The 26,006-nt window shown below is 68.5% G+C and carries 25 protein-coding genes; 22 read left to right on the top strand and 3 right to left on the bottom strand.

Going from position 1 to position 26,006, the window contains the following annotated elements; genetic code table 11:
• The first annotated feature begins 148 nt into the window (after window positions 1–148).
• The 19 genes from ACAM54_RS15465 to ACAM54_RS15375 all read left to right on the top strand — a co-directional run bounded on the left by ACAM54_RS15465 (window position 149) and on the right by ACAM54_RS15375 (window position 20,405).
• Complete coding sequence (locus ACAM54_RS15465; protein ID WP_369648135.1) at window positions 149–1,132, top strand: Bug family tripartite tricarboxylate transporter substrate binding protein; 984 nt, start codon at window positions 149–151, stop codon at window positions 1,130–1,132.
• 6 nt (window positions 1,133–1,138) lie between these two features.
• The gene (locus ACAM54_RS15460) at window positions 1,139–1,954 is read left to right on the top strand and encodes an SDR family oxidoreductase (protein ID WP_369648134.1); all 816 of its coding nucleotides are present in this window, start codon (window positions 1,139–1,141) and stop codon (window positions 1,952–1,954) included.
• Between the two features lie 35 nt (window positions 1,955–1,989).
• Window positions 1,990–2,538 (top strand): cupin domain-containing protein, encoded by a 549-nt coding sequence (locus ACAM54_RS15455; protein WP_012748269.1) that lies wholly within the window; start codon window positions 1,990–1,992, stop codon window positions 2,536–2,538.
• A 14-nt stretch (window positions 2,539–2,552) separates the two neighbouring features.
• Window positions 2,553–3,428, top strand: a complete 876-nt coding sequence (locus ACAM54_RS15450) for an alpha/beta fold hydrolase (RefSeq protein WP_369648133.1) — start codon at window positions 2,553–2,555, stop codon at window positions 3,426–3,428.
• A 53-nt stretch (window positions 3,429–3,481) separates the two neighbouring features.
• A complete protein-coding gene (locus tag ACAM54_RS15445; protein WP_369648132.1) occupies window positions 3,482–4,318 on the top strand; it encodes an IclR family transcriptional regulator in 837 nt (278 codons plus the stop codon).
• 8 nt (window positions 4,319–4,326) lie between these two features.
• Window positions 4,327–5,163: an SDR family oxidoreductase gene (locus ACAM54_RS15440; RefSeq protein ID WP_369648131.1), complete on the top strand. Its 837-nt coding sequence runs from the start codon at window positions 4,327–4,329 to the stop codon at window positions 5,161–5,163.
• The gene (locus ACAM54_RS15435) at window positions 5,156–6,871 is read left to right on the top strand and encodes a thiamine pyrophosphate-binding protein (RefSeq protein ID WP_369648130.1); all 1,716 of its coding nucleotides are present in this window, start codon (window positions 5,156–5,158) and stop codon (window positions 6,869–6,871) included. The genes ACAM54_RS15440 and ACAM54_RS15435 overlap by 8 nt, the downstream gene beginning before the upstream one ends.
• 5 nt (window positions 6,872–6,876) lie before the next feature.
• On the top strand, window positions 6,877–7,671 hold the full coding sequence (locus ACAM54_RS15430; protein WP_145744887.1) for an aspartate dehydrogenase: 795 nt from the start codon (window positions 6,877–6,879) through the stop codon (window positions 7,669–7,671).
• Window positions 7,672–7,680: 9 nt separating this feature from the next.
• Window positions 7,681–9,159, top strand: a complete 1,479-nt coding sequence (locus tag ACAM54_RS15425; RefSeq protein WP_369648129.1) for an aldehyde dehydrogenase — start codon at window positions 7,681–7,683, stop codon at window positions 9,157–9,159.
• Window positions 9,156–10,127: a VOC family protein gene (locus ACAM54_RS15420; protein WP_145744890.1), complete on the top strand. Its 972-nt coding sequence runs from the start codon at window positions 9,156–9,158 to the stop codon at window positions 10,125–10,127. The genes ACAM54_RS15425 and ACAM54_RS15420 overlap by 4 nt, the downstream gene beginning before the upstream one ends.
• A 17-nt stretch (window positions 10,128–10,144) precedes the next feature.
• Window positions 10,145–11,137, top strand: coding sequence for a tripartite tricarboxylate transporter substrate binding protein (locus tag ACAM54_RS15415; RefSeq protein ID WP_309934495.1), 993 nt, complete (start codon window positions 10,145–10,147; stop codon window positions 11,135–11,137).
• Between the two features lie 29 nt (window positions 11,138–11,166).
• The gene (locus tag ACAM54_RS15410) at window positions 11,167–12,324 is read left to right on the top strand and encodes an FAD-dependent monooxygenase (RefSeq protein ID WP_369648128.1); all 1,158 of its coding nucleotides are present in this window, start codon (window positions 11,167–11,169) and stop codon (window positions 12,322–12,324) included.
• Between the two features lie 31 nt (window positions 12,325–12,355).
• On the top strand, window positions 12,356–12,577 hold the full coding sequence (locus ACAM54_RS15405; protein ID WP_012748259.1) for a recombinase-like helix-turn-helix domain-containing protein: 222 nt from the start codon (window positions 12,356–12,358) through the stop codon (window positions 12,575–12,577).
• Window positions 12,578–12,590: 13 nt separating this feature from the next.
• Window positions 12,591–13,628: an aromatic ring-hydroxylating dioxygenase subunit alpha gene (locus ACAM54_RS15400; RefSeq protein WP_309934498.1), complete on the top strand. Its 1,038-nt coding sequence runs from the start codon at window positions 12,591–12,593 to the stop codon at window positions 13,626–13,628.
• Between the two features lie 18 nt (window positions 13,629–13,646).
• A complete protein-coding gene (locus ACAM54_RS15395; protein WP_369648127.1) occupies window positions 13,647–14,615 on the top strand; it encodes a 2Fe-2S iron-sulfur cluster-binding protein in 969 nt (322 codons plus the stop codon).
• Window positions 14,616–14,651: 36 nt separating this feature from the next.
• A complete protein-coding gene (locus tag ACAM54_RS15390) occupies window positions 14,652–15,758 on the top strand; it encodes a porin (protein WP_369648126.1) in 1,107 nt (368 codons plus the stop codon).
• Window positions 15,759–15,802: 44 nt separating this feature from the next.
• Window positions 15,803–17,113, top strand: a complete 1,311-nt coding sequence (locus ACAM54_RS15385; RefSeq protein WP_369648125.1) for an MFS transporter — start codon at window positions 15,803–15,805, stop codon at window positions 17,111–17,113.
• A 646-nt stretch (window positions 17,114–17,759) separates the two neighbouring features.
• Complete coding sequence (locus tag ACAM54_RS15380) at window positions 17,760–19,982, top strand: M1 family metallopeptidase (protein ID WP_369648124.1); 2,223 nt, start codon at window positions 17,760–17,762, stop codon at window positions 19,980–19,982.
• 12 nt (window positions 19,983–19,994) lie between these two features.
• The gene (locus ACAM54_RS15375; protein ID WP_192323267.1) at window positions 19,995–20,405 is read left to right on the top strand and encodes a hypothetical protein; all 411 of its coding nucleotides are present in this window, start codon (window positions 19,995–19,997) and stop codon (window positions 20,403–20,405) included.
• A gap of 20 nt (window positions 20,406–20,425) precedes the next feature.
• Here ACAM54_RS15375 and ACAM54_RS15370 read toward each other — a convergent pair whose 3' ends face one another.
• Together ACAM54_RS15370 and ACAM54_RS15365 are read right to left on the bottom strand one after the other, a co-directional pair.
• A complete protein-coding gene (locus ACAM54_RS15370) occupies window positions 20,426–21,187 on the bottom strand; it encodes a transporter substrate-binding domain-containing protein (protein ID WP_369648123.1) in 762 nt (253 codons plus the stop codon).
• Window positions 21,188–21,247: 60 nt separating this feature from the next.
• Window positions 21,248–22,066 (bottom strand): substrate-binding domain-containing protein, encoded by an 819-nt coding sequence (locus tag ACAM54_RS15365; RefSeq protein ID WP_369648122.1) that lies wholly within the window; start codon window positions 22,064–22,066, stop codon window positions 21,248–21,250.
• A gap of 135 nt (window positions 22,067–22,201) precedes the next feature.
• Here ACAM54_RS15365 and ACAM54_RS15360 point away from each other — a divergent pair, with 135 nt between their 5' ends.
• Complete coding sequence (locus ACAM54_RS15360; RefSeq protein WP_369648121.1) at window positions 22,202–22,975, top strand: helix-turn-helix transcriptional regulator; 774 nt, start codon at window positions 22,202–22,204, stop codon at window positions 22,973–22,975.
• A gap of 38 nt (window positions 22,976–23,013) precedes the next feature.
• Complete coding sequence (locus ACAM54_RS15355) at window positions 23,014–23,925, top strand: DMT family transporter (protein WP_369648120.1); 912 nt, start codon at window positions 23,014–23,016, stop codon at window positions 23,923–23,925.
• Here the strand turns inward: ACAM54_RS15355 and ACAM54_RS15350 are convergent.
• Window positions 23,911–24,195, bottom strand: a complete 285-nt coding sequence (locus tag ACAM54_RS15350) for a DUF1488 family protein (RefSeq protein WP_369648119.1) — start codon at window positions 24,193–24,195, stop codon at window positions 23,911–23,913. The two genes, ACAM54_RS15355 and ACAM54_RS15350, sit on opposite strands and share 15 nt — an antisense overlap.
• Window positions 24,196–24,321: 126 nt before the next feature.
• Here ACAM54_RS15350 and ACAM54_RS15345 point away from each other — a divergent pair, with 126 nt between their 5' ends.
• The gene (locus tag ACAM54_RS15345) at window positions 24,322–25,473 is read left to right on the top strand and encodes an ATP-binding protein (protein ID WP_369648118.1); all 1,152 of its coding nucleotides are present in this window, start codon (window positions 24,322–24,324) and stop codon (window positions 25,471–25,473) included.
• The last annotated feature ends 533 nt before the right edge of the window (window positions 25,474–26,006 follow it).

The following is a 26,006-nucleotide window of genomic DNA, read 5'->3' as shown; positions in this document are numbered from 1 at the left end:
GGCCGCACGGCCGCCCGGGGCTGCGCGCCTTGGATTCAAGGGTTTGTACCTAGATTGACGAAGCCATTGGTACTCGGTATTCTTCGCTTCGTTCCATTAATAAATCACTGTTTCATTAGTGAAACAAACAGATCAACCCACGAACGCCATGCCATCCACACGCCGACAAGCCATTGCAACCGCGCTCGCCCTGGCCGCCGCCTGCGCCACCGGGCTCGCCCGGGCCGACAGCTATCCGAGCAAGCCGATCACGCTGGTTGTCGCCTATCCGGCCGGCGGCGACACCGACGCGCTCGCGCGGCTCTTCGCCGAAAAGCTGTCGGCGCGCGTGGGCCAGCCCGTGGTGGTCGACAACCGTCCCGGCGCCAGTGGCATCATCGGCAGCGCCTATGTCTCCAAGGCGCAGCCCGACGGCTACACGCTGCTGCTCGCGCCCAGCACCTTCTCGATTGCGCAGCTGGTGCTCAAGAAGGGCGGCACCTCAGGCTACGACGTGCTCAACGGCTTCACGCCCATCGTGCAGACCGGCAGCCTGCCGCTGTTCCTGGTGGCGAGCAGCGCCAGCGGCCTGGCGAGCGTGAAGGACCTGGCGGCAGCGGCCAAGGCCGGCAAGCCGCTGACCTATGCGAGCCCGGGCAGCGGCTCGCCGATGCACATCCTGGGCGAGATGTTCAACCGCGCAGCGGGCGTGAACCTCGCGCACGTGCCCTACAAGGGCGTGGCGCCCGCGGTCAACGACGTGCTGGGCGGCCACGTGCCCGCCACCTTCATCACGCTGGGCCCGGTGGCGCCGTACCTCGCCAACGGCAAGATGCTGCCGCTCGCGGTGGCATCGCGCGAGCGCTCGGCACTGGCGCCCAAGGTGCCGACGCTGCTGGAACTCGGCTACAAGGACGTGGAGGTCACGGCCTGGAACGGCCTCTGGGGCCCGCGCAACCTGCCGCCCGAGATCGTCAAGACGCTCAACGGCCACTTCAACGAGATCCTGAAGATGCCCGACATCGTCTCGCGCATGGCCGTTCTCGGCACCACGCCCGTGGGTGGCGGTGCCGACGTGCTCGGCAAGATCAACGCCGCGGACTTCGAGCGTTTCGGCAAGGTCATCAAGGAGCTCGGCATCCAGGCCGACTGAACGCACATGACCGAACTCAAAGCCGTTCCCGATCCCTCGAGCCTGCAAGCCCTGCTGGCTGAGCTGCCCGCCAACCTGCTGGCGGGCCGCCGCATCCTCGTGACCGGCGGCGCGCGCGGGCTGGGGCTTGCCTTTGCGCAGTGCATCGCGGCGGCGGGCGCGAGCGTGGTGCTGGCCGACATCCTCGGCGAGCTGGCGGAGAGCGAAGCCAGGGCGCTGCGCGATGCCGGCCACAAGGCGCACGCGCTGGCCGTCGACCTGTCGGATCCGGCTTCGATCGAGGCCTGTGCCACGGAAGCCGTCCGCCTGCTCGGCGGGCTCGACGGCCTCGTCAACAACGCGGCCATCACCAATTCGGGTGGACGCGATGCGCACCAGCTCGAGATCGACACCTGGGACCGCGTGATGAACGTCAACGTGCGCGGCACCTGGCTCATGGGCCGGGCCTGCCGGCCCGCGCTCGCGGCCAGCGGACGCGGCGCGGTGGTCAACCTCGCGTCCGACACCGCGCTGTGGGGCGCGCCCAACCTGCTGGCCTATGCGTCGAGCAAGGGCGCCGTCATTGCCATGACGCGCTCGCTGGCGCGCGAGTGGGGCGGCGACAACATCACCGTCAACGCCGTGGCGCCCGGCCTCACGCTGGTGGAAGCCACCGAGTACGTGCCGATGGCGCGCCACCAGAAGTACCTCGAAGGCCGCGCCATCCCGCGCGAGCAGCAGGCCGCCGACGTCTGCGGCGCCACGCTGTACCTGCTTTCCGGCCTCGCACGCTTCGTGACGGGCCAGCTGCTCGCCGTCAACGGCGGCTTTGCGATGCACTGAATCAAATTTTTCCGACGACGAATGGAGTGAACACGATGAGCGATTTGTCCGAACAGCAGAAGATCACCGACACCGCCGGCAGCACGCTGGCGCAGCCCGAAGGCAGCAGCCTGGCCGAGTGGATGAACAGCCGCATCGCGCGCTACGAAACCCGCAAGTACGACTGGGATGCGCTCAAGTTCCAGGCCGACCTTGATCCCAAGTTCCGCCGTGCGCAGATGCGCTACGTGGGCACGGGCGGCACCGGCGTTGCCAAGGACGTCAACACCGTGCCGGCCGAGCACTTCACCTTCTCCACCATGGTGATCCCGGCCGGCCATGAAGGCCCGCCGCACCTGCACACCGACGTGGAGGAAGTGTTCTTCCTGATCCGCGGCAAGCTCAAGGTGGTGATCGAGAAGGACGGCGAGCGCTTCGAAACCATCATGACCGACCGCGACCTGATCTCGGTGCCGCCGGGCGTGTACCGCGAAGAGATCAACATCGGCGACGAAGACGCGCTGATGTGCGTGATGCTCGGCGCGAAGAAGCCCGTGACGCCGACCTATCCGGCCGACCATCCGCTCGCGAAGATCAAGCGCTGAAGAAGAAGCAGGCCATGAACGACGCCATCGCCACCGACGTGCTGACCGCCTTGCCCGCTTCCGAGCTGGCGCTGCTGGAGGCCCGCTTTCCGGCGCGCGCCGTGCCGGTGGGCGGCGGTGCCGTGGTGTCGGTGCGCGAACGCGGCGCGGGCCCGGCCCTCGTCTGCCTGCACGGCATCGGCTCCGGTGCAGCCTCGTGGCTCGGCCTTGCCTTGCAGCTCGCGCCGCAGGCCCGCGTGATCGCGTGGGATGCGCCGGGCTATGGCGCATCGACGCCGCTCTCGGCCGCGCAACCCTCCGCGGCAGACTATGCGCAGCGGCTGCACGGCCTGCTCGATGCGCTCGACGTCCAGTCCTGCGTGCTGGTCGGCCACTCGCTCGGCGCGCTCACTGCCGCGTCTGCCGCGCGCAAGGATTCGGCGCTGGCTTCGCGCATCCGCCGACTCGTGCTCATCAGCCCCGCGGCCGGCTATGGCGCCCCGCAGCGCGAGGAAGCCCGCCGCAAGGTGCGCGCCGAGCGGCTCGCCACGCTCGACGAGCTCGGCATCGCCGGCATGGCCGCGAAGCGCGCGGGCCGCCTCGTGTCCGCCGGCGCCAGCGAGCTCGCGCGCCAGTGGGTGCAATGGAACATGGCGCAGCTGAACGAGGGCGGCTACCGACAGGCCGTCGAGCTGCTGTGCAACGCCGATCTGCTGGCCGACCTGCCGCCCGCCATGCCGGTGCGCGTGGCCTGCGGCACGCTCGATGCCGTCACCACGCCAGAGGCCTGCGCCGAAGTCGCGCGCCGCTGCGGCGTGCCGCTCGAACCGATCGCCAATGCAGGACACGCCAGCTACGTGGAGCAGCCGCAGGCCGTTGCCGCACTGCTGCGCGAAGTGCTCGCCGCCTGACAGGCCTGACAGAAGACACACCACAAGACAAGCAAAGGGAAGAACGAACCACCATGGCCACCAACGACAACGAGACAATGGAAGAGGGCGGCGAGCGCTACAACGTGCCGGCGCTCGAACGCGGCCTGCGCGTGCTGTGCGAGTTCAGCCGCGAGAGCCGCACGCTCTCCGCGCCTGAACTGGCGCGCCGCCTCGACCTGCCGCGCTCGACCGTGTTCCGGCTTCTCACCACGCTGGAGAACATGGGCTTCCTCGAGCGCGCCGAAGGCGGGCGCGACTACCGCCTGGGCCTCGCCGTGCTGCGCCTGGGTTTCGAGTACCTGGCCTCGCTCGAGCTCACGCAGCTGGGCGCGCCGCTGCTCAACCGCCTGTGCGACGAGCTGCGCACGCCCTGCAACCTGGTGGTGCGCGACGGCCGCTCCATCGTCTACGTGGCCAAGGTGGCACCGCCCACGCCGTTCGCAAGCTCGGTCACCGTGGGCACGCGCCTGCCGGCCCATGCCACGGTGCTCGGCCGCGTGCTGCTCGAAGACCTCACGCTGCCGCAGCTGCGCGCGCTCTACCCCGAGGACAAGCTCGAAACCTTCTCGCCGAGCACGCCCAAGACCGTGAGCGAACTGTTCGACATGGTGCAGGCCGACCGCACGCGCGGCTACGTGCTGGGCGAGGGCTTCTTCGAATCGAACATCTCCAGCATCGCGGCGCCGGTGCGCGACCACAGCGGCCACATCGTGGCGGCGCTGGGCGCCACCATCACCTCGGGCCACATCGAGGAGAACCGCATGGACGAGATGGTGCAGCGCGTGCGCGCCACCGCCGAAGAAATTTCGGGCCTCCTGAACTACTCGCCTGCCCGCGCGCAAAAAGTGGTGCCGCTTCGCAGCGCATGAACCACGCCATGACACAGCCATCTTCTTCTTCCTTCCTTGCCGCCGATGCACTGGCGGGCCGCGTGGCCGTGGTCACGGGCGGTTCCTCGGGCATCGGCCTGGCCACGGTCGAGCTGCTGCTCGAATGCGGCGCCGCGGTGGCGCTGTGCGGCCGCAATGCCGGGCGGCTCGACGGCGCGGTGGCCGGCCTGCGCGAAAAGCACCCGGACGCGCGGCTCTTCGCGCAGTCCTGCGACGTGCTCGACGGCCACTCGGTGCGCGCCTTTGCGGCCGCCAGCGAGGCCGCGCTCGGCCCGGCCTCGATGCTGGTCAACAACGCAGGGCAGGGGCGCGTCTCCACCTTTGCCGATACCGACGACGCGGCCTGGACCGAAGAGCTCCACCTGAAGTTCTTCTCGGTCATCAACCCCACGCGCGCCTTCCTGCCGCAGCTCGCGGCGCAGCGTGCCGTGGTGGGCGATGCCGCCATCGTCTGCGCCAACTCGCTGCTTGCGCGCCAGCCCGAGCCGCACATGGTCGCCACCTCGGCCGCGCGCGCCGGCCTGCTGAACCTCGTGCGCTCGATGGCCATCGAGTTCGCGCCGCAGGGCGTACGCGTGAACGGCATCCTGATCGGCCTGGTCGAGTCGGGCCAATGGCGCCGCCGCTTCGAGGCGCGCGAAGACCCGTCGCAGGACTGGGCCGCATGGAGCGGCCAGCTCGCGCAGGACAAGCACATCCCGCTGGGCCGCCTGGGGCTTCCGAGCGAAGCCGCACGCGCCATTCTTTTTCTTGCTTCACCGCTCGCGTCATACACGACCGGCAGCCACATCGATATTTCCGGAGGCCTTTCGCGCCATGCATAACCCCAACAACAACACGGTCACGGTCGGCGCAGTCGTCGCGGCCTTTCTCGAACAGTGCGGCGTCAAGGCGGCGTTCGGCGTGATCTCGATCCACAACATGCCGATCCTCGATGCCTTCGCGCAGCGCGGTGCGATCCGTTTCGTGCCCGCGCGCGGCGAGGCCGGGGCCGGCAACATGGCCGATGCCTATGCGCGCTCCACGGCCAGCCTGGGCGTGTGCCTCACGAGCACCGGTCCCGCGGCCGGCAACATCGCGGGCAGCATGGTCGAGGCGCTGACGGCCGGCGCGCCGCTCTTGCACATCACGGGCCAGATCGAGACGCCGTACCTCGACAAGGGCATGTCGTACATCCATGAAGCGCCCGACCAGCTCACCATGCTCAAGGCGGTGTCGAAGGCGGCGCTGCGGGTGCGCAGCGTCGAGACCGTGCTCGGCACGCTCAAGCGCGCGGTGCAGCTTGCATTGACGGCGCCCACCGGCCCGGTGAGCGTGGAGATCCCGATCGACATCCAGTCCGCGCTCACGACCATGCCGGCCGACCTGTCGCCGCTGCCGATCGAGCGGCCCGTGCCTTCTGCCGCTGCGATCGATGCGCTGACGGCGCGCCTGACTGCCGCCAGGCGCCCGATGCTGTGGGTCGGCGGCGGCGCGCGCCATGCGGGGGCTGCCATCCGCCGGCTGCAGAAGCTCGGCTTCGGCGTGGTCACGACCACGCAGGGCCGCGGCACCGTGCCCGAAGACGATGCGGGTTCGCTCGGTTCCTACAACATCCACAAGCCCGTCGAGGCGCTCTACCAGCGCTGCGATGCGATGCTGGTGGTCGGTTCGCGCCTGCGCGGCAACGAGACGCTCAAGTACGAGCTGAAGCTGCCGCGCCCGCTGCTGCGCATCGATGCCGACGCGGCCGCCGAAGGCCGCGGCTATGCCACCGAGCTGTTCGTCTGCGGCGATTCCGCGCTGGCGCTCGAGGGCCTGGCGGACCGGCTCGAAGCTGCGAAGTACCGGGCCGACCCCGAGCTGATCGCCGAGCTGCGCGCCGCGCATGCGCAGGCCGTGGCCTCGCTGACCGACGGCCTCGGCCCCTACGCCGCGCTCGTGAAGGAACTACAGGCCGCAGCCGGCCGCAGCTTCAACTGGGTGCGCGACGTGACGGTGTCGAACAGCACCTGGGGCAACCGCGAGCTGCGCATCTTCGAACCCAGCGCGGGCGTGCACGCGACGGGCGGCGGCATCGGCCAGGGCATGCCGATGGCCATCGGCGCGGCCATCGGTGCGGCCGAGACGGGCTCAGGCCGCAAGACCTTCTGCCTGGCGGGCGACGGCGGCTTCATCCTGAACCTCGGCGAGCTTGCCACCGCGGTGCAGGAGCAGGCCGACATGCTGATCGTGCTCATGAACGACAAGGGCTACGGTGTCATCAAGAACATCCAGGACGCGCAATATGGCGGCCGGCGCTGCTATGCCGACCTGCACACGCCCGACTACGCGATGCTGTGCGCCTCGCTGGCCCTGCCGCATGCGCGCGTGCAGCGAATCGACGAGCTGAAGGCGAAGCTCGGCGAGGCGCTGGCAAAGAAAGGTCCGTTCCTGCTCGAGATCGACATGCTGTCGATCGGTGAGTTCAAGAGCGCCTTCGCCGGCCCGCCGACCAACACCGTGACCCAGATCCCGGCGCTCGGCAAGGCTGCCGCTGCGTCGGTGGAGTGAAGGGCATGACCGTGCTGCGCGTTGCACTCATCGGCTGCGGTGCCATCGGCACCTCGGTGCTCGAACTGCTCAAGGGCGACACGGCCCTGGCGGTGGTGGCGATCGTCGTGCCTGAAGAAGGCGTGGCCGCCGCGCAGAAGCTGGTGCCCGGCGTTCCGGTCGCAAGCCGCGTGCCGGCAACGGGCATCGACCTCGTGGTCGAGACGGCCGGCCATGCCGCCATCGAGGAGCATGTGCTGCCGGCGCTCGCGCGCGGCACGCCCTGCATCGTCGCCTCGGTGGGCGCGCTGTCGGCTGCGGGCCTCGCTGAAAGGCTCGAGGCCGCCGCGGTTGCCGGCCGCACGCAGGTGCAGCTGATCGCGGGTGCCATCGGTGCCATCGACGCGCTGGCGGCCGCGCGCATCGGCGGGCTCGACAGCGTGCGCTACACGGGCCGCAAGCCGCCGCAGGCCTGGAAGGGCACGCCGGCCGAGCAGGGCCGCGACCTCGATGCGCTGACGCAGGAGACCGTGATCTTCGAAGGCAGCGCACGCGAAGCGGCGCAGCTCTATCCCAAGAACGCCAATGTCGCGGCCACCGTGTCGCTCGCGGGGCTGGGGCTCGACAGGACGCTCGTGCGGCTCGTCGCCGATCCGGCCATTGCCGAGAACGTGCACACGGTCGAAGCCGAGGGTGCCTTCGGCAGCTTCGCGCTGACCATGCGCAACAAGCCGCTCGCGGCCAACCCCAAGACCTCCGCGCTCACCGTCTACAGCGCGGTGCGTGCACTGCGCAACCGGGCCGCGGCCCTGGCCATCTGAGTCATCCCCATGATTTCTTCCGAACTTCTTTCGATCTGCATTGCCGGTGAATGGCGCCTGGGCGGCGGCGACGTGTACGAGAGCCTCTATCCCGCCACGGGCGAGCCGATCGCGCGCCTGAGGGCCGCGAGCCTGTCCGACGTCGAGGAGGCCATCACGCGCGCCGACCATGCCTTCCGCACCAGCGGCTGGGCCCAGCGCCTGCCGCATGAGCGCGCCGCGGTGCTGCACCGCGTGGCGCAGCTGATCCGCGAAGAGAGCGAATCGCTCGCGCAGAAGCAGCGCCTGGACAACGGCAAGCCGATCAACGAAACGCGCAACCTCGTGGCCAGCGCGGCGGGCACCTTCCAGTTCTTCGCGGCTGCGCTCGAAACGCTCGAAGAAACCATCACCCCGTCGCGCGGCGCCTTTGTCACGATGAGCGTGCACGAGCCCATGGGCGTGGTCGCCGCGATCACGCCGTGGAACTCGCCGATCGCGAGCGAGGCGCAGAAGCTGGCGCCCGCGCTGGCGGCCGGCAATGCGGTGGTCGTCAAACCCGCCGAGGTCACGCCGCTGATGGCGCTGGAGCTCGCGCGCATCTGCGAGCAGGCCGGCGTGCCCAAGGGCATCGTCAGCGTGCTGCCGGGCAAGGGCTCGGTCATCGGCGATGTGATCACCCAGCACCCGCTGGTCAAGCGCGTGTCGTTCACCGGCGGCACCACCACCGGCAAGCACATCGCGCACATCGCGGCCGACAAGATGATGCCGGTGTCGCTGGAGCTGGGCGGCAAGTCGCCCACCATGGTGCTCGACGACGCCGACCTCGACCATGCGGTGAACGGCGTGCTCTACGGCATCTTCAGCTCGTCGGGCGAATCGTGCATCGCGGGCTCGCGGCTTTTCGTGGCGCGCGGCATCTACGACGAGTTCCTGACGCGGCTGGCCGAAGGCGCCAATGCCTTGCGCGTGGGCGATCCGGCCTCGGAGCGCACGCAGATGGGCCCGCTCATCACCGCGAAGCACCGCGAGGGCATCGAGCGCTATGTGGAGCTGGGCGTGTCCGAGGGCGGGCGCATCCGCACCGGGGGCGTGCGGCCGCATGGCGGCGACTACGACAGGGGCTACTTCTACCGGCCGACCATCATCGAAGGCCTGGACAACAGCGCGCGCACCAGCCAGGAAGAAATCTTCGGCCCGGTGCTGGTCGCGATGCCTTTCGACGACGAGGAGTCGCTGATCGCGCAGGCCAACGACAGCGTCTACGCGCTGGCCGCGGGCGTCTGGAGCCGCGACTTCAAGCGCGCCTGGAAGCTCGGCCGCGCGGTGCAGGCCGGCACGGTCTGGGTCAACACCTACAAGCAGTTCTCGGTCTCCACGCCGTTCGGCGGCTGGCGCGACAGCGGCCTGGGCCGCGAGAAGGGCCGCGAAGGCATCTTCCAGTACATGGAGCAGAAGAGCATGTACTGGGGCACCAACGAACAACCTCTGCCCTGGGCACTGACATGAGCGTACTTGGCATCGACCAGATCACCTACGGGGCGGACGACCTGCCCACCTGCCGCCGCTTCTTCGAGGACTGGGGCCTCGCGCTCAGGTCCGAAGCGGCGGACGAACTCGTCTTCGAATGCCTCAACGGCTGCAAGGTGGTCGTCGCGGCGTTGGACAAGGCGGGCCTGCCGAGCGCGATGGAAGAGGGCCCGACGCTGCGCGAAGTGGTGTGGGGCGTGCAAAGCGAAGCGGACCTCGACCGCTACGCTGCCGCCATCGCCCATGACCCGGCCTTCTTCGACGGCACCGTCGACGGCGCGCGCCGCATCGGCTGCATCGACCCCAACGGCCTCGCCGTGCGCCTGCAGGTCAGCCGCAAGCATGCGGTCGAGGTCGACTGCGGTGCGATGAACACCTGGAACGCCAAGCCGCGCGTCAACCAGCCCGCGCCGATCTACGAACGCGCCACGCCGATCGAGGTCGGCCACGTCGTGTTCTTCGTGAGCGACGTGAAGGGCACGAGCGCGTTCTATGCGCAGCGCTTCGGCTTCGTGTCGTCCGACAGCTATCCGAACCGCGGCGCGTTCATGCGCTGCGCGCCGGAGGGTGGCCACCACGACCTGTTCCTGCTGCAGATCCCTTCGGGCAAGCGCGGGCTCAACCACGTCGCTTTCACCGTGCGCGACATCCACGAGGTGTTCGGCGGCGGCCTGCACTTTTCGCGCTGCGGCTGGGAAACGCAGCTGGGCCCGGGGCGGCATCCGGTGTCGTCGGCCTACTTCTGGTACTTCAAGAATCCGGCCGGCGGCCTGATCGAGTACTACGCGGACGAAGACCAGCTCACGGCCGACTGGCAGCCGCGCGAGTTCGAGCCGGGGCCCACGGTGTTTGCCGAATGGGCGGTCGATGGCGGGCTCGACGGCAACACGCGCCGGCAGAAGAACGCGGAAGGCCCGAAAGGCGCTTTCCTGACAGAGAAAAAGTGACCCCGATAACCACCATCATGCAACGACGTCTTTCCCTTTCCCTCGTGTTCGCCGCGCTGTCGGCCTTCGTCATCGCTTCGCCCGTGCAGGCCCAGGGCGACGCGCAGAAGCAGCTCTCGAGCGATCGCTTCACCATCGTCTCGCCGTTCCCGCCCGGCGGGCCGGTCGACACGCTGGCGCGCGTGCTCTCGGACGGGCTCGCCAAGCGCTACGGCCAGGCCGCGGTGGTCGAGAACCTGGTCGGCGCGGCCGGCAACATCGGCATCGACAAGGTCAAGCGCGCCAAGGGCGACGGCCACACGCTGCTTGTGGTGCCCGCAGGCAACCTCACGATCAACCCCACCTTGATGCCGAACTTCCCGTTCGACATCGAGAAGGACTTCGTGCCCGTCACCATGCTGGCCAAGGCGCCCAACGTGCTGGTGGCTTCGCCCTCGTCGGGCATCAAGAGCGCGAAGGAACTGGTGGCGCGGGCCAAGGCCAAGCCCGATTCGCTCTCGTACGCCTCGCCCGGCGTGGGCAGCGGCCTGCACCTGGCGGGCGAGCTGTTCAAGCAGCAGGCCGGCATCGAGATGCTGCACGTGCCCTACAAGGGCACCGCCCCCGCGCTCAACGACGTGCTCGGCGGCGCGGTGCCGCTGATGTTCAGCAACCTGCCCGCGACCATGCCCTTCATCAAGAACGGCAAGCTGGTGGCACTGGGCGTGACCGAGGCCGCGCGCAGCCCCGCCGCGCCCGACATTCCGACGCTGGCGGAGCAGGGCATCCAGGGCGTGGCCGTGACCTCGTGGTATGGCCTGCTGGCACCCAGGGGCACGCCGCCCGCGGTGGTCGAGCAGCTCGCGAAGGATGCCGCCGAGATGCTGGCCCAGCCCGACGTGCGCGAACGCCTCAAGGCGCAGGGCATGACCGACGCGGCCATGAAGCCGGCCGCATTTGCCGCGCATATCCGCGACGAGACGGCCGTGTGGGCCCGGATCATCAAGGCCCGCAACATCGTGGCCGAATGAGCCGCAAACAACAAAAAGGGGAGACACCCATGAAGACAAGCGAATCCACCATCGGCATCGTCGGCGCGGGCATCGGCGGCCTCGTGGCGGCCATCGCGCTGCGGCGCGCGGGCCACGACGTGGCCGTGTTCGAGCAGGCGAAGCAGTTCGCCCGCGTCGGCGCCGACATCAACCTCACGCCCAACGCCGTGCGCGCGCTCGATGGCCTCGGCGTGGGCGAGGCGGCCCGCGTGACGGCGGCACGTCCCTCGCACCGCATCAGCCGCACCTACGACACCGGCGAGGAAACCTCGCGCCTGGAGATGGCCGACTCGGCGGAGCAGCGCTACGGCGCACCCCAGCTCACCATCCACCGCGCCGACCTGCTGGCGGCGCTGGCCGACATGTTCCCGATGGAGCACGTTGCTCTCGGCAAGCGCGCCGAGAAGATCGCCGCCGATCGGAATGGTGTGAGCCTGTCGTTTGCTGACGGTACGACAGCCCGCGTCGGCGCGCTGCTCGGCGCCGACGGCATCCACTCCTGCGTGCGCAGCGCGATGTTCGGTGCCGAGAGCCCGCGCTTCACCGGCATCGTCGCCTACCGCGCCGTGGTGCCCGCCGAGCGCGTGGCTGGCGTGCCGAACCTCGGCGCCTTCACCAAGTGGTGGGGCCCGAATCCGCAGAGCCAGATCGTGACGTTCCCGCTCAACCGCGGCAGGGACATCTTCATCTTCGCGACCACGCCGCAGGACAGCTGGCACCTCGAATCCTGGACCGCGCCCGGCAGTGTCGACGAGCTGCGGGAGCAATACGCGGACTACCACCCGGAGGCACGGGCCCTGCTCGACGCCTGCGACACGGTGCTGAAGACCGCGCTGTACGAGCGCGACCCGATGCCGGCCTGGACCGCGGGCCGCATGGCCCTGCTCGGCGATGCCGCGCACCCGATGCTGCCATTCATGGCGCAGGGCGCGGGCATGGCGATCGAGGATGCCGTGGTGCTGTCGCGCCACCTCGAAGGCGTGGCAATGGCCGACGCGGCCGCTGCGCTGAAGGGCTACGAAAAAGCCCGCATCGAACGCGCCGGCCAGGTTCAGCTCGGCTCGCGCGGCAACAACTGGCTGCGCGAAGGCGGCAACGCCGACTGGGTCTACGGCTACGACGCCTGGGCCGTGCCGCTGGGTGCCCCCGCCGCTGCCACCGCCTGATTCACATCCACCTCACCCCACGGAGGCAACCATGCAACAAGACCGCTACCTGCAACCGCACCAGGCGCGCCAGCGCCCCGCGACCACCTATGAAGACCTGCTGGGCGACGTGATCGAGCGTGCCTTTGCCGACGGCATCCACGACCTGCCCGGCCTGGTGCAGCGCCTGAACGACAGCGGCCTGGCCACGCCCGGCGGCCAGCCCTGGACCGAGGCGCTGTACCGCAAGGAAATGGCCACGCTGGCCGCCTGAGGAGCATCACACCATGACCATCGCCATCACCCCCGTTGCCGCAGACCCGGTCGACCACCTGCTCGAGATCGGCCTGAAGGATCTCTGGTACCCGATCTGCCCCTCCCACTTCATCAAGGAGAACCCCGTCTCGCTGCGCCGCCTGGGCCGCAAGATCGCGCTGTGGCGCGACGGCGAAGGCGTGCTGCATGCGCTGGAAGACCGCTGCCCGCACCGCGGCGCGCCGCTGTCGCAGGGCGTGGTGCTGGGCGACCGGCTCTCGTGCCCGTATCACGGCGTGGAAGTGCGGCATGACGGCGTCGTCACGCGCGTGCCCGGCAGCCCGGGCTGCAAGCTCGAAGGCTCGCAGGCCACGCGGCACTTCCATGTGCAGGAGCGCGCGGGCGCCGTGTTTCTCTACAACTCGAAGGAGCCGGTCGACGTGCCGCCGCCGCTCGTGCTGCCCGAGCAGCTGACCGATGACGCCGAGTACAGCAGCTTTCTCTGCTACACCGAGTGGAAGGGCGACTACCGCTACGTGCTCGACAACGTGATGGACCCGATGCACGGCACCTACCTGCACAAGCAGTCGCATTCGATGGCCGAGGGCGATTCGTCGGCCAAGTTCGGCATCCGCCAGACCGACACCGGCTTCGTGTTCGAGAAGGAGGGCCAGCGCAACGTCAACTTCGACTGGACCGAATGGGCCGACACCGGCATCCACTGGATGCGGCTGGAAATTCCGTATCCGAAGACCGGCGGCCCCGGCGGCAATTTCATCATCATCGGCGCCTTCTCGCCGATCGTGAAGGGCATGACGGCCACCTTCTTCTGGCGCGTGCGCAAGCTGCCGCCGGGCTGGGAGCGCGACACCTGGCGCTTCCTGTACAAGAACCGCCTCGAGGCGCGCCACTGGCACGTGCTCGAGCAGGACCGGGTGATGCTCGAAGAGATGGAGCCCGACGCCAACCAGCACGAGAACCTGTACCAGCACGACCTGGGCATCGTGCGGCTGCGCCGCCACATGCGCAATCTCGCGCAAGCCCAGCTCGCGGAAGCGGCCGCGGCCTGATCCATAGAAAGCCTTGCCATGTCTTCCCCCACGCTGAACGCCCTGGTGCACACGATGCGCTACGAGGCCGACGGCATCATCAGCGTCGAGTTCCGGCCGGCTTCGCCGGACACGGACTTTCCCGCTTTCGAGGCCGGCTCCCACATCGACCTGCACCTGCCCAACGGCCTGGTGCGCAGCTACTCGCTGTGCAACCCGCCGACCGACCGCCAGCGCTACGTGGTCGGCGTGCTCAACGACCGCAAGAGCCGCGGCGGCTCGCGCTATGTGCACCAGCAGCTGCGCGTGGGCATGACGCTGCCGATCTCGGCGCCGCGCAACAACTTCAAGCTCGAAGAGGGCGCGGACCATTCGGTGCTGGTGGCCGGCGGCATCGGCGTGACGCCCATCTGGTGCATGCTGCAGCGGCTCGTGGCCGCGGCCAAGCCGGTGGAACTCGTCTACTGTGCGCGCACCCGCAAGGAGGCGGCTTTCTGCGACGCGATCGAGGCCCTGGCGCGTGAGCACGCTGTGCCGCTCACCTGGCACTTCGACGACGAAAAGGGCGCGCCGCCCGACCTCGCCGCGCTGCTGGGCGGCAAGGGCGCCGCCTGCCACTACTACTGCTGCGGCCCCACGCCGATGCTCGATGCCTTCGAGAAGAGCTGCGAGAAGCTGGGCTACGCCCATGCGCACATCGAGCGCTTTGCCGCGGTGCACGTGGAGGCGCCGAGCGCCTCGCAGGGCTGCGTGGTCGAGTGCGCGAAGAGCGGCCGGAGTGTCGAGGTGCCGCCCGGCAAGTCGATCCTCGACAGCCTGATCGATGCCGGCCTGAACCCTGACCACAGCTGCAAGGAGGGCGTCTGCGGCGCCTGCGAGACAGCCGTGCTCGAAGGCGAGATCGACCACCACGACGGCATCCTCACCAAGATCGAACGTGCGTCCAACAAGACCATGATGATCTGCGTCTCTCGCTGCAAGGGCGAGCGGCTGGTGCTCGACATCTGAGGCCGCAGGCCAGAGAAAAACCAACCCGAAAATCCAATGAAAAAGTACTTGATCGCGCTGGCTGCGGCCAGCGCGGCTGGCGCAGCGCTGGCCCAATCTTCCCTCACGCTCTTCGGCGTGGTCGACGCGGCCGTCACCTACACACGCGGCAGCGGCGACGGATCGGCCCGCAAGGCGCAGCTGACCAACAGCGGCAACATGTTCAGCCGCCTCGGCTTTCGCGGCACGGAGGACCTGGGCGGCGGGTACTCGGCCAACTTCTGGCTCGAGATGGGCCTGCAGAACGACAGCGGCACGGGCTTTCCCTCGAACTCGAACAACCAGGCCAGCGGCAACGGCCCGGCGGGCGTGCTGAGCTTCAACCGCCGCTCGACGGTGAGCCTGGCGGGCCCGTTCGGCGAAGTGCGCCTGGGCCGCGACTATGTGCCGGCGTTCTGGAACACGGCCATCTTCGATCCCTTCGGCACGGGCGGCGGCATCGGCGCCAACCAGATCTATTTCTCGGGCCTGGGCGGCCTGGTCGCGCCGACCGGCACGCGCGCCTCGAACAGCATCGGCTACTTCCTGCCGGCCAACCTCGGCGGTTTCTACGGGCAGGTGATGTATGCGATGGGCGAGAACGATTCGAACGCGCTGCTGCCGGGCGCGCGGGTGTCGAACAGGCACGACGGCGAACACACCGGCGCGCGCTTCGGCTACCAGGACGGCGGACTCAACATTGCCATTGCGACCGGCCGCACGCGCTATGTGCTCGGCGACCTGCGCGTGACCAACCTGGGTGCGGCCTATACCTTCGGGCCCTCGCTCATGAACCTCAAGCTCACCAGCGAGCTGTACAAGGAATCGAAGGGCAGCACCGACGCCAAGGGCGCGCTGATCGGCTTCCACCTGCCCGTCGGGCCGGGCGAGATCAAGGCCTCGTATGCACGCTACAAGCTGGCGCCCGCCAATGCGGCACTGCAGCCGACCTCGTCGAAGCTGGCCATCGGCTACGTGCACAACCTGTCCAGGCGCACGGCGCTGTATGCGACGGTGGCGCGCATCAGCAACAGGAACGGCGCGACGCAGGCGCTCTCGGGTGCGATCACGGCGCCGAACCGCGCGTCGAGCGGTACCGAGTTCGGCATGCGGCACATGTTCTAGGCGCGCAACGCGCCAGCACCACCCACGCAGGAGAGGCACAGGCCATGCAGAGCAGACACTTTCGTTGGTACGGCGTCGTCACGCTGTTCGTGATCGTCGCGATCTCCTACGTGGACCGCATCAACATCGCGGTGCTGATCACCGATGCCGCGTTCCTGGAGCACGTGGGCGTGGCGGCGTCCGACCGCGTGAGCCAGGGCTTCCTGGCCACGGCCTTCATGCTGGGCTACGGCGTGTCGGCCTTCGTGCTCACGCCGTTCTGCTCAGCCTTGTTCGGCGTGCGCCGCAGCCTGGTCTACGGCCTGGTCCTTTGGGGCGTGGTGACCTGGGCCTCGCCCATGTTCGACAGCTACGGCCTCCTGCTGGCCTCGCGCGTGCTGCTGGGCGTGTCGGAGGGGCCGCTGTTCTCGCTCGCGTCGTCCTATATCAAGGCGCACTTCAAGAGCGACGAGAACGGCAAGCCCCACGCGCTCGTGAACATGGGCACGGGGCTGGGGCTGGCGGTGGGCTATCCGCTGGTGGGCTACCTGCTCACGCGCTTCGCGTGGGACAGCTCGTTCCATGTGCTGGGCGTGCTCAACATCGCACTCGGCATTCCGCTGGTGCTGGCCTTCGTGCGCATGCCGGCGGGGCATGAAGGCGGGGCCAGGCCGTCCTCGCTTGGCGAGGCAATGGCGCGCGTGGGCGGCATCGTGCGGGGTGCGCTGCACACGCGCAACCTGTTCGTCATCACGCTGCTCACTTCGGCGGCGCTGGCCTATCTCTGGGGCAGCAGCAACTGGCTGCCGACCTACCTGCGCGAGGCGCGCGGCTTCTCGCTGCGCGAGATGGGCTGGATCGCGTCGGCGCCGCAGTACGCCACGGTGCTTGCGGTGTTCGTGGGCGGCGTGCTGATCGACAGGCTCGGGCGCGACCGCGTGCCGTTCATCTTCATGGGTGCGAGCGCGGGCGTGGCGCTGTCGGTGCTCATGGCCATCAATGCACGCGATCCGTACGCGGCCGCGAGCTGCCTGGTGGCGGCCAATTTCTTCTGGGGCCTGCAGAGCCCGGCCATTCCGAGCACGGTGCAGCATTGCTCGCGGCCCGAGCACACGGCCAGCGCCTTCGGCGTGACGAACGGCGCAGGCAGCCTGGTGGCGGCCTTCATGCCGGCGCTGATGGGCGGCGTGATCAGTGCGGTGTCGCATGGCGGCGCGGGCGCGGCCGTCACCGCGTTTTCGTCGGCGGCGGGCTTCTTCGCGGGCTTTGCGCTGCTCATCGGCACGCAGGCGGTGGTGTTCGCCTGCGGACTGCTGTTGTGGTGGCGCGAACGCGCGCAGCGCGTGGCTGCAGTCTCTGGTTCACAGCTTTCGTAGCGGCGGCGCGCGCTGGAACCTTCGTACTGTGGCCGCTGTGTCACAGCGAACGGTCCCTGTGCTTGCGGATCATGCGAGCCGATGCCGCGGGCGCAGAACCATCTTCGTATCGCAAGGCCTGCGGCGCGGGCCATGACGCCATTCGGCTTATGGCGCGCGAACATTTTGAGAGAGAAAAGTTCCGCGGGTCGTTGAGCTGCCAGATTCGATCAGCTACAACTGTGCGCACTTCAACGGACGAGGGAATGCGCGTGAAAACAAAGACAAGAGCCGCTTGCAGGCCTGCCGCTGCCGTTCCGGCACCGGCCATTCTTTCTTCGGCGCGGCAGGGCGCCGCATCGATGCACGGGCACTGAGCCCGCTTCCACGCGCCACCATCCGCGCCCGCACATCTTCCATCGCCGTGCCTTGACGGAAATGGCTCCGGTCACTCCGCGCATCCTGGGGCCGCCGAACCCCGAGCGGTGCGATCCGGCTTGAGCGTGCGTTCCTGACGAACCTGGTGTTCGACGGGAGGGCGCCGTGCCGCCCGCCGTTTTCCACGGTTGGCTTTTCATCTCATCCCGCGTGCCATGTGCAGCGCCGGCTATCCGCTGGCGTCCGCAGTGCTGCGCATGTTCCTTACCCAGAGTACCCAGAGGCGATCATGAAAAAACTGAATACACCCGTCGTTCATCACCTGGCTCTCTCCGCCGTGATGCTTGCCGCCTTGACGGCATGCGGCGGCGGAGACAGCGGCGGCGGCGCATCCTTTGGCGGCGCCGGCATGGGCGCATTGTCGTCGCTCACGGCCGGCGCGGAGGATCCCGCCAAGGCACCCGAGGACGGCGCGCCTTCATCGCAGGAGTCGAGCCTGGCGGCGATCGACCGCTCGGTGAAACCCATGGAGCTGCCCGACACCGTCTGGCCCGTCAACTACAAGCTGTGGTTCAGGCCCGATGCGGCGCTGAAGACCTTCGTGGGGCGCGGCGACGTGGAGATCGAAGTGCTCAAGCCGGTCGATGCCATCGTGGTTGCCGCGCACAACCTCAAGTTCGCGAACGGCCGCACCACCTTGCGCAAGCTGTCGAATCCTTCGGAAGTGATCGCGCTGGTGCCCACGCCGCAGACCCTGGGTGACTTCGTGCAGCTGCGGCGCAACGACGGGCAGATCGCCAAGGGCAAATACCTGCTGCACATGGAGTGGGACGGCAAGATCCAGTTCTCCGACGCGGAATACTGCCCGCCCGAGGAGATGGCCCGCAATCCGTTCTGCTCGGCCGCGACCGGCGTCTTCAAGGTGGGCCTTTCCACGCCCGAGGGCGTGAGCAGCGACGCGATCGTGACGCAGGGCGAAACCAACTATGCGCGGCAGTGGTTCCCGGGCTGGGACGAGCCGGCCTTCCGCCACAGCTTCGAGATCTCCGCCGAGGTGCCGGGCGACTGGCAGACGGTGTCGAACGCCGCGCAGAAGTCGGCCGTCAAGCTGCCCGACGGCTACCAGCAGGTGTCGTTCGAGAAGACGCCTTCGATGCCGATGTACCTCGCCTTCTTCGGCGGCGGCAAGTTCGACGTTCTGTCGGACACCTTCAAGAGCCCGCTCGACGGCAGCGAGATGCCGCTGCGCTGGTTCACGCCGCCGGGGCGCTCCACCTGGGCCACCTTCGCGATGGAGTGGACCAAGGTGGCGATGGACTACTACTACAACTACACCGGCATTGCGCTGCCGTTCAAGAAGTTCGACACCGTGGCGGCCAATGACAGCTACGACAACAAGCCCAACACCGGCTTCGGCGGCATGGAGAACTGGGGCTCCATCTTCGAGTTTGCCGACCGCGTGCTGACCAAGCCGGGCGACACGCCCACGCTGTACTCGGTGACGGTGGTGACCCACGAGATCGCGCACCAGTGGTTCGGCGACCTCGTCACGCTCGACTGGTGGGACAACGTGTGGCTCAACGAATCGTTCGCGCGCTGGTTCGACCGCCGCACCACGATCAAATTCCATCCCGACTACTACAGCTTCTCCGACTATGTGCTCGACAAGCACACCGTGATCGTGGCCGACCTGAAGGACACGGCGGTCCCGGTGCAGCGCAACCTCAACGATGCGGGATCGTTCGGTTTCATCAGCCCGTCGATCTTCGTCTACAACAAGGGCAGCCACGTGCTGGAGACGGTGCAGAACTACATCGGCGAGGAGGCGATGCAGAAGGGCCTGCAGATCTACCTGAAGGACTATGCCTTCGGCAACGCCACGCCGTCGCGGCTGTGGACATCGCTGGAGAAGGCGAGCGGCGGCAAGAAGGTGGCGGACATCGGCGACAGTTTCATCCGCCAGACCGGCGTGCCGCTGCTGACGGTGGACGCGCAGTGCGCGGGCGACCGCACCTACGTGTCGATCAGCCAGGAGCCGTTCCCGAACCAGAACGCCTATCCGGCCTCGACCTGGACCATTCCCGTGACGCTGGCCTACGGCGACGCGATGGAGCAGCGCAAGACCTTCGTCATGGCCACCAGCACCACGCAGCTGGAGCTTCCGGGCTGCACCGCGGTGCTGGCCGGGCCCACGGGGCAGGACTACTACGTGAGCAACTACAGCACGCAGTCGTGGAGCGACCTGCTGGCCAAGGCGCAGAACTTCGCGGACAACAAGCCGCTCCTGCTCAACATCGAGCGCGACGCGTTCCGCCTGCTGTCGGCGGGGCGCGTCACGCAGGGGCAGTACGACCAGATCAAGGGCGTTCTCAACCTGCCGACGACGCTGCTGGCCAAGACCGAGGCCAGCCAGCAGAAGATGATGGCGCAGGACGCGGGGGGCAAGGAAGACTATCCGCACGCGCTGCGCTACCAGGGCAGCCTGAAGCTGCGCGAGAACCAGAAGCGCTGAGGCCGCACGACCATGAAAAACACCCTCAACTGTGTTGCGGCCGGCCTGTCGTCGCTGCTGTTGCTGGCCGGCTGCGGCCCGCGCGCCGAGCCCGAGGCGCAGCTGGTCGGCGTCTACGCCGTGAAGACGAACGGCGCACTGCGGGAGCTGGTCAAGATCGAGCGGCAGGGCGGCCGCTACATCATGCGAGACAAGGTGCGCACCCCCGAGTGGAGCGAGCCAAAGATGCAGATGCAGCCGGTGACGCGCGAGCGCTGGAACCGGATCACCACCGACACCGGGAACACCGCGTTCATCGGTGTGTCGAGCGACCAGCTCGCGATCTTCAAGGTGCCGCCGGGGTGGCAGAAGAACAGCTTCAGGACGGAGACCGGCTACTTCCTGTTCTATTCGCAGGGGCCGGTGGAAGCCTACAAGCTGTGATGCCCCGCTAGCGCCAGGCGCTACAGCGCCGCGCCAATCGAAGACGGTGCGACGATCGCGCCTTCGATGCGGTGGCGCTTGAGCGCATCGGCAACAAAGCCGCTCGCCTTCATCTCTTCGACGAAGGAAGACAGCAGCGCCTGGGCCTCCGCACCGCGGCTCGCGGGCGTGCCCATGGCCTGCTGGATCACCATGAAGCGGCCGGGCAGCACGCGCACGCCCGGTTCGCGCCGCGCCTCGGCTTCGAGCAGCTGGCGAATGCCGGCGGCCACCTCGACCTCGCCTGAACGCAGTGCCGCCAGCGCGGCGGCCGCGCCCTGGAGCCGGACGATGCCGGCCTGCCCGATCTCGCGCGTGAGGAACAGGTCGTAGGCGCTGCCCGCGCCGACCGAGATGCGATGGCCCTTGGCATCGACCTGCGCGTTGTCGGTGAGCTCCGACGATTCGCGCACGAGGTAGCTGCCCTCGATCAGCACGTAGGGCGCGGTGAACAGCAGCCCTTCGCTGCGCGCCGGGTCGATGGCGAAGAAGCCGATGTCGGCCTTCTCGTTCTTCACCGCCTCGACCGATGCCGCCGCCTTCTCGAACACCACGAGCTCGATGCCCACGCCGATCCGGCGGGCGAACTCGCGCGCGAGATCGATCGACACGCCCACAGGCTCGCCCGTGGCCGCGTCCTTGTTCGCGAGGATCGGATTGCCGAGATTGATGGACGCGCGCAGTGTGCCGCCGGGCGCGAAGGCGGAAACAAGAGCAGGTGCAATGGGCTGGGGCTGGGTCATGGCGTCCATCGTTTCAGGAAGAGGATGGGCGCCAGTTTACTGACCCGCCGCATCGGCGCATCAGCGTGCCGTCAGTGGTTCGAGGCCGGTCTTTGCAATGGTCGGGGCGGCCTCGGGCGAGTTGAGATAGCGGATCAGCTGGCGTGCCGCATCGGGCTGCTTCGAGGCCGTGGCGATGCCGGCCGAGAACACCGTCACCTGCTGCACCTCCGCGGGCAGCAGCCCGATGTAGTCGATGCCCGCGATCGGCAGCAGCTCGCTCACCTGCTGCAGCCCGAGCGCCGCGTCGCCGCGCGCCACCACCGTGCCCACGCGCTCGCTCAGGATGCGCTTGCTCTTGGGCTTGACCTGTTCCTCGATGCCGAGCTTCTTGAGCAGCTCGGTCTCGTAGTAGGTACCGCTGGCGCTGGCCGAGTAGGCGATCGAAGGCGCCGCCAGCAGCGTGCGCTTGAGCGCATCGACCGTCGAGATGTCGGGCTTGGGCGCGCCCTTGCGCACCGCAAAGCCGATCGACGAGCGCACCAGGTCGACCTGGCTGCCAGGCACCACCTTGCCTTGCGCCACCAGCGAATCGAGTGCGGGCCGCGCGAGGATCACCACGTCGGCCGGTTCGTTGCGCGAGAGCCGGCTCGGAATGGAATCTTCGGCATTGCCCATGGAAGCGCCATACGCGGTCTTGACCGTGCGGCCGCTGCTGCGCTCGAAGCCGGGGCGCAGTTCGTTGTACGCGGCGGTGAAGCCGCCCGAGGTCATCACGTGGATGTCGCCGGCCGCGGGTGGTGCGCTGCCGAAGCTGCCGCACGCGGCAAGAACGGAGGCCGCCGCCAGCAGGCTGGCGCGGCGGGTCAGGCGGTTGAACGAGAAGGTCTGGGGCTTCATGGTGTCTCCTGGTGAATCTGCCTCGATCGTAGGCAGTGAGGCTGTCAATCGGCCTTCAGCGTTTTCGGGGTAAACACCAGGGCGGCGACCCGGCTGGCAGAATCCGGGCGGGCGGTACTGCTGCCTTTCACACCCATGACCTACCTTCGCAGCGTGCTCTTCGAAAGCGGCTCCGCCAGCTGCCAGCTGGTCACGCTGGAGACGGCCGAGCCCGGCTGGAGCCCACCCTATCGCGTGCAGGGGCCCCGCCTGCTGCTGCCGCTGAGCCAGCGCTTCGAATGCCGGCTGGGCGCGGACGCCTTCGTCTGCGATCCCGCGGCCGCGCTGTGGCTGTCGCCCGATGGGCCCTACCAGTTGAAGCACCCGATGGCGGGCCAGCGCAGCGTGGTGGTCACGCTGGCCGAAGACCTGGCGCCGGCGGGCCGGGTGTACCTGCCGCTGGGCGGCCAGCTGCTGCTGCGCCGATGCCTGCAGGCCCATGCGATGCAGGCCATCGATGCGCTCGAGGTGCAGGAGCATCTTGCCGGCCTGGTCCAGAGCGTGCGGCCGGCCGATCGGCCGGCGCCGCCGAAGATCCACCGTGCGGTCGAGCGCGCCCGCGACCACATCGCCGCGGCACCGGAGCGCAGCGACACGCTCGACGAGATCGCCAAGGCGGTCCACTGCTCGGCATTCCACCTGGCGCGCCGCTTCCGCATGCACACGGGAACGAGCCTGCATGGCCTGCGCAACCAGCTGCGCATGACGCTCGCGCTCGATCGCCTGCGTGAAGGCGAGCGAAGCCTCAGTGCGCTTGCGGCGGACCTGGGCTTTGCAAGCCACGCGCACTTCACGGTGGCCTTCCGCCGCGCGTTCGGCATGGCGCCGAGCCAGATGCGCACGAATCTGGAAGCACGCCGCCTGCATTGACCGGACACTGCGGGCTTCGCATTCAACGGAGCCAGCAGATGACGGTCAACGTGCGCCTTTCAGCCGGCCTGGCCGCCGGCGCGGCTTCGGCGCTGATCGCGGGCATCTGGCAGGTGGCCACGCGCCACTCGACCACCACCACGATCGCGCCGGCCGACCTGGCGATCCTGCGCTACGGCATACCGGCGATCGTGCTCATGCCTGTGTGGCTGCGCGTGGGGCTGCTGCCGCGCGGGGTGCCGCTGCGGTGGCTGGCCGGGATGGTGCTTGGCGCGGGGCTGCCGTTCGGACTGGTGGCGATGAGCGGCAGCAGGTTCGCCCCGTCGGCGCACATGGGCGTCTTCATGGCGGGCGCATGTCCGCTCTTTGCTGCGGGCCTGGCCTGGATGTTCTGGCGCGAACGCCCGGACCGCGCGCGCGCATCGGGGTTGCTGTTCCTTGCGGCGGGCATCGGCATCCTGGGAGCGGGCAGCTTCCGAGGCATCGATGCGGGCGCCTGGCGCGGCGATCTGCTCTTTCTTCTTGCGGCCGCGCTGTGGGCCGGCTTCTCGCTGTCGTTCAGGCGCGCCGGCCTCGGCGCATGGCAGGGCGCGGCCGTCGTCAGTGCGTGGTCGGCGATCCTGCTGGTGCCATGGCTGCTGTGGCGCGGCGGAACGGGCCTCGTCGATGCGCCGCTGCGCGACGTGCTGTGGCAGGCACTGATGCAGGGCGCGGTTGCGGGCCTGCTGGGGCTGTGGATCTTCGGCGCCGCGGTCGTGCGTCTTGGTGCTTCGCAGGCGGCGGCATTCGGAGGGCTGGCACCCGTTTTCTCCGCGTTGGGCGGATGGTGGTGGTTGGCCGAGCCCGCCACGGGCATCGATCGGATCGCCATTGCCAGCGCCGTGATCGGCGTGACGCTGGCCAGCGGTGCCTGCACGCGCGGTGCGCGCGTGGATTCAATCGCGGGGTAGATCGAACTCGCGCAGCATCACGGGCTCGATCGAGCCCTGCGCCGCCCGCCGGCGCACGGCCGCTTCGAGCTGGTCCGCGTACTGCGCGTAGATTTCCATCGGGTCGTCGCCCTGCGCGCCGGGCCGGAAGCGGTAGCGCAGGACATCCCTGCTGATGCTCGCGCCCATGTGCTGGCCATCGATGAGCACCCAGAAGCGGACCGTGCCGGAGGCCTCGTGGAAGAAGGGAGGATCGAGGGGATCGGTCCCGGATGGAGGCTGTTCAGGCATGGAATGTGTTCCGGTTCGAGAGGCCCCAGGATACGCTTCATCGATTACCCCTTTTTCCCGGCGCCTGTCCAGCCGTTGTTCGCCGTGCCTCTTGCCGCCCTGCACGGGGTGCATACTCCGCCCTGCATGCGCCTGAGCCAATTCATCAAGGACAACATCGAACCCATTCTTGTCGAGTGGGAATCCTTCGCACGAACGATGATCCCGCCGGCGGAGACCATGTCCGTCGTCGAACTGCGCGACCATGCGCATGAAATCCTGCTGGCTATTGCCGGCGAAATGGAATCGGCCCAGTCGGAAAAGGAGCGCGAGGCAAAGTCCAAGGGGCTCGCGGTGCCGTTCCTGAAAGAGACTTTTGCCGCCGAACACGGCGGCCTGCGCCAGCGCGTGGGGTTCGACCTCTCCCAGCTGGGCGCCGAATATCGCGCGCTGCGGGCCACGGTTCTTCGCTTGTGGATGGGGCACATCGGCACGGTCGATGCGGCGGTCCTGGAAGAAGTGGTGCGCTTCAACGAAGGCATCGACCAGGGCCTGGCCGAAGCCATGGCCACCTATTCGGACCATGTGGCCAATTCCAGGGACACCTTCCTGGCCGTGCTGGGCCACGACCTGCGAAACCCGTTGAGTGCGCTCAGCTCCTGCATCCATCTGCTCGAGCTGGGGGGCGAGGCCAAGCCCAGGGCGCGCACGCTCCAGATCGCCAGGCGAAGCATCGCGTCGATCAACGACATGGTCACCGACCTGCTCGAGTACACGCGCACCCGGCTCGGCCGCGGCATCGAGGTGATTCCCCAGCAAGGCAGCCTGAGCGCCCTGTGCCAGGAGGCTTTCGACGAGGTCTGCGCGGCCTATCCCAAGCGGGTGCTCGTCGCCGAGATTCCGACCGACGTGGTCCTGATGTTCGACGCACCCAGGATGCGCCAGGTCCTCACCAACCTGCTGAGCAACGCCGTGCAGCATGGAGACCCCTCCCATCCCGTCGCGCTGGTGATCCGGGACGAGGGCGCGCATGTGACCCTGATCGTCAGGAACCAGGGAAGGCCGATTGCTCCCGATTCGATGCAGGTGATCTTCAATCCGCTGGTGCAGGTTGCAACGCGCGAATCGGCACCGCATGAGCGTCCCGCCACGAGCCTGGGCCTCGGCCTCTACATTGCGCGTGAGATCGTGACAGGACACGGTGGCACCATCACGGTGGCCTCCTCCGCGGAAGAAGGAACGGCCTTCACCGTCCATCTGCCCCGCGGCGGCAAGCAGGTGGCCCCGGACGGCGCGTGAGGCCGACGATCTGATTCGGAGGGCTTGCAGACAGGCCCCGCCCAGCTGTCCATTGCATGGCACCGGCGACTGGACCGGCCTGCCATGAAGACTTTGGACTACAAGCCGGGTTTCCGGCTGCGTCTAGCTTGGCCTTGTCGAAACATCAACAAGGAGACTTCGATGAAGCTGACACGACGTATTGCACCGACCCTGGTTGCGGTTCTCATGGGCGCCTGCGTGGCCCCGCTTGCATTGGCTGCGGGCGGCGGCTCGGGAGGCGGCGGTGGGGGCGCTGGCGGGGGCGGGGGCGGGGGAGGTGGCGGCGGCAGTGCCGGCGCAGGCGTGGGTGCCGGTGCGGGGGGCAATGGCGCCGGCGCGGCCAGCGGGTCCAATGCCTCGGCCAATGCAGCCACCCCGGCGACACCCGCCACGCCCGCGACGCCAGCCACGAGCACATCGCCTGCAACGCCAGCCACGCCTGCGACGCCGGCCACCCCGTCGCAGCAGTCTTCGTCGTCGTCCACGATGTCAGCCACGCCCGCGACGCCGGC

This window comes from Variovorax sp. V93 (assembly GCF_041154485.1).
Lineage (GTDB): Bacteria > Pseudomonadota > Gammaproteobacteria > Burkholderiales > Burkholderiaceae_C > Variovorax > Variovorax beijingensis_A.
This window is presented reverse-complemented; position numbering and strand designations above follow the sequence as displayed.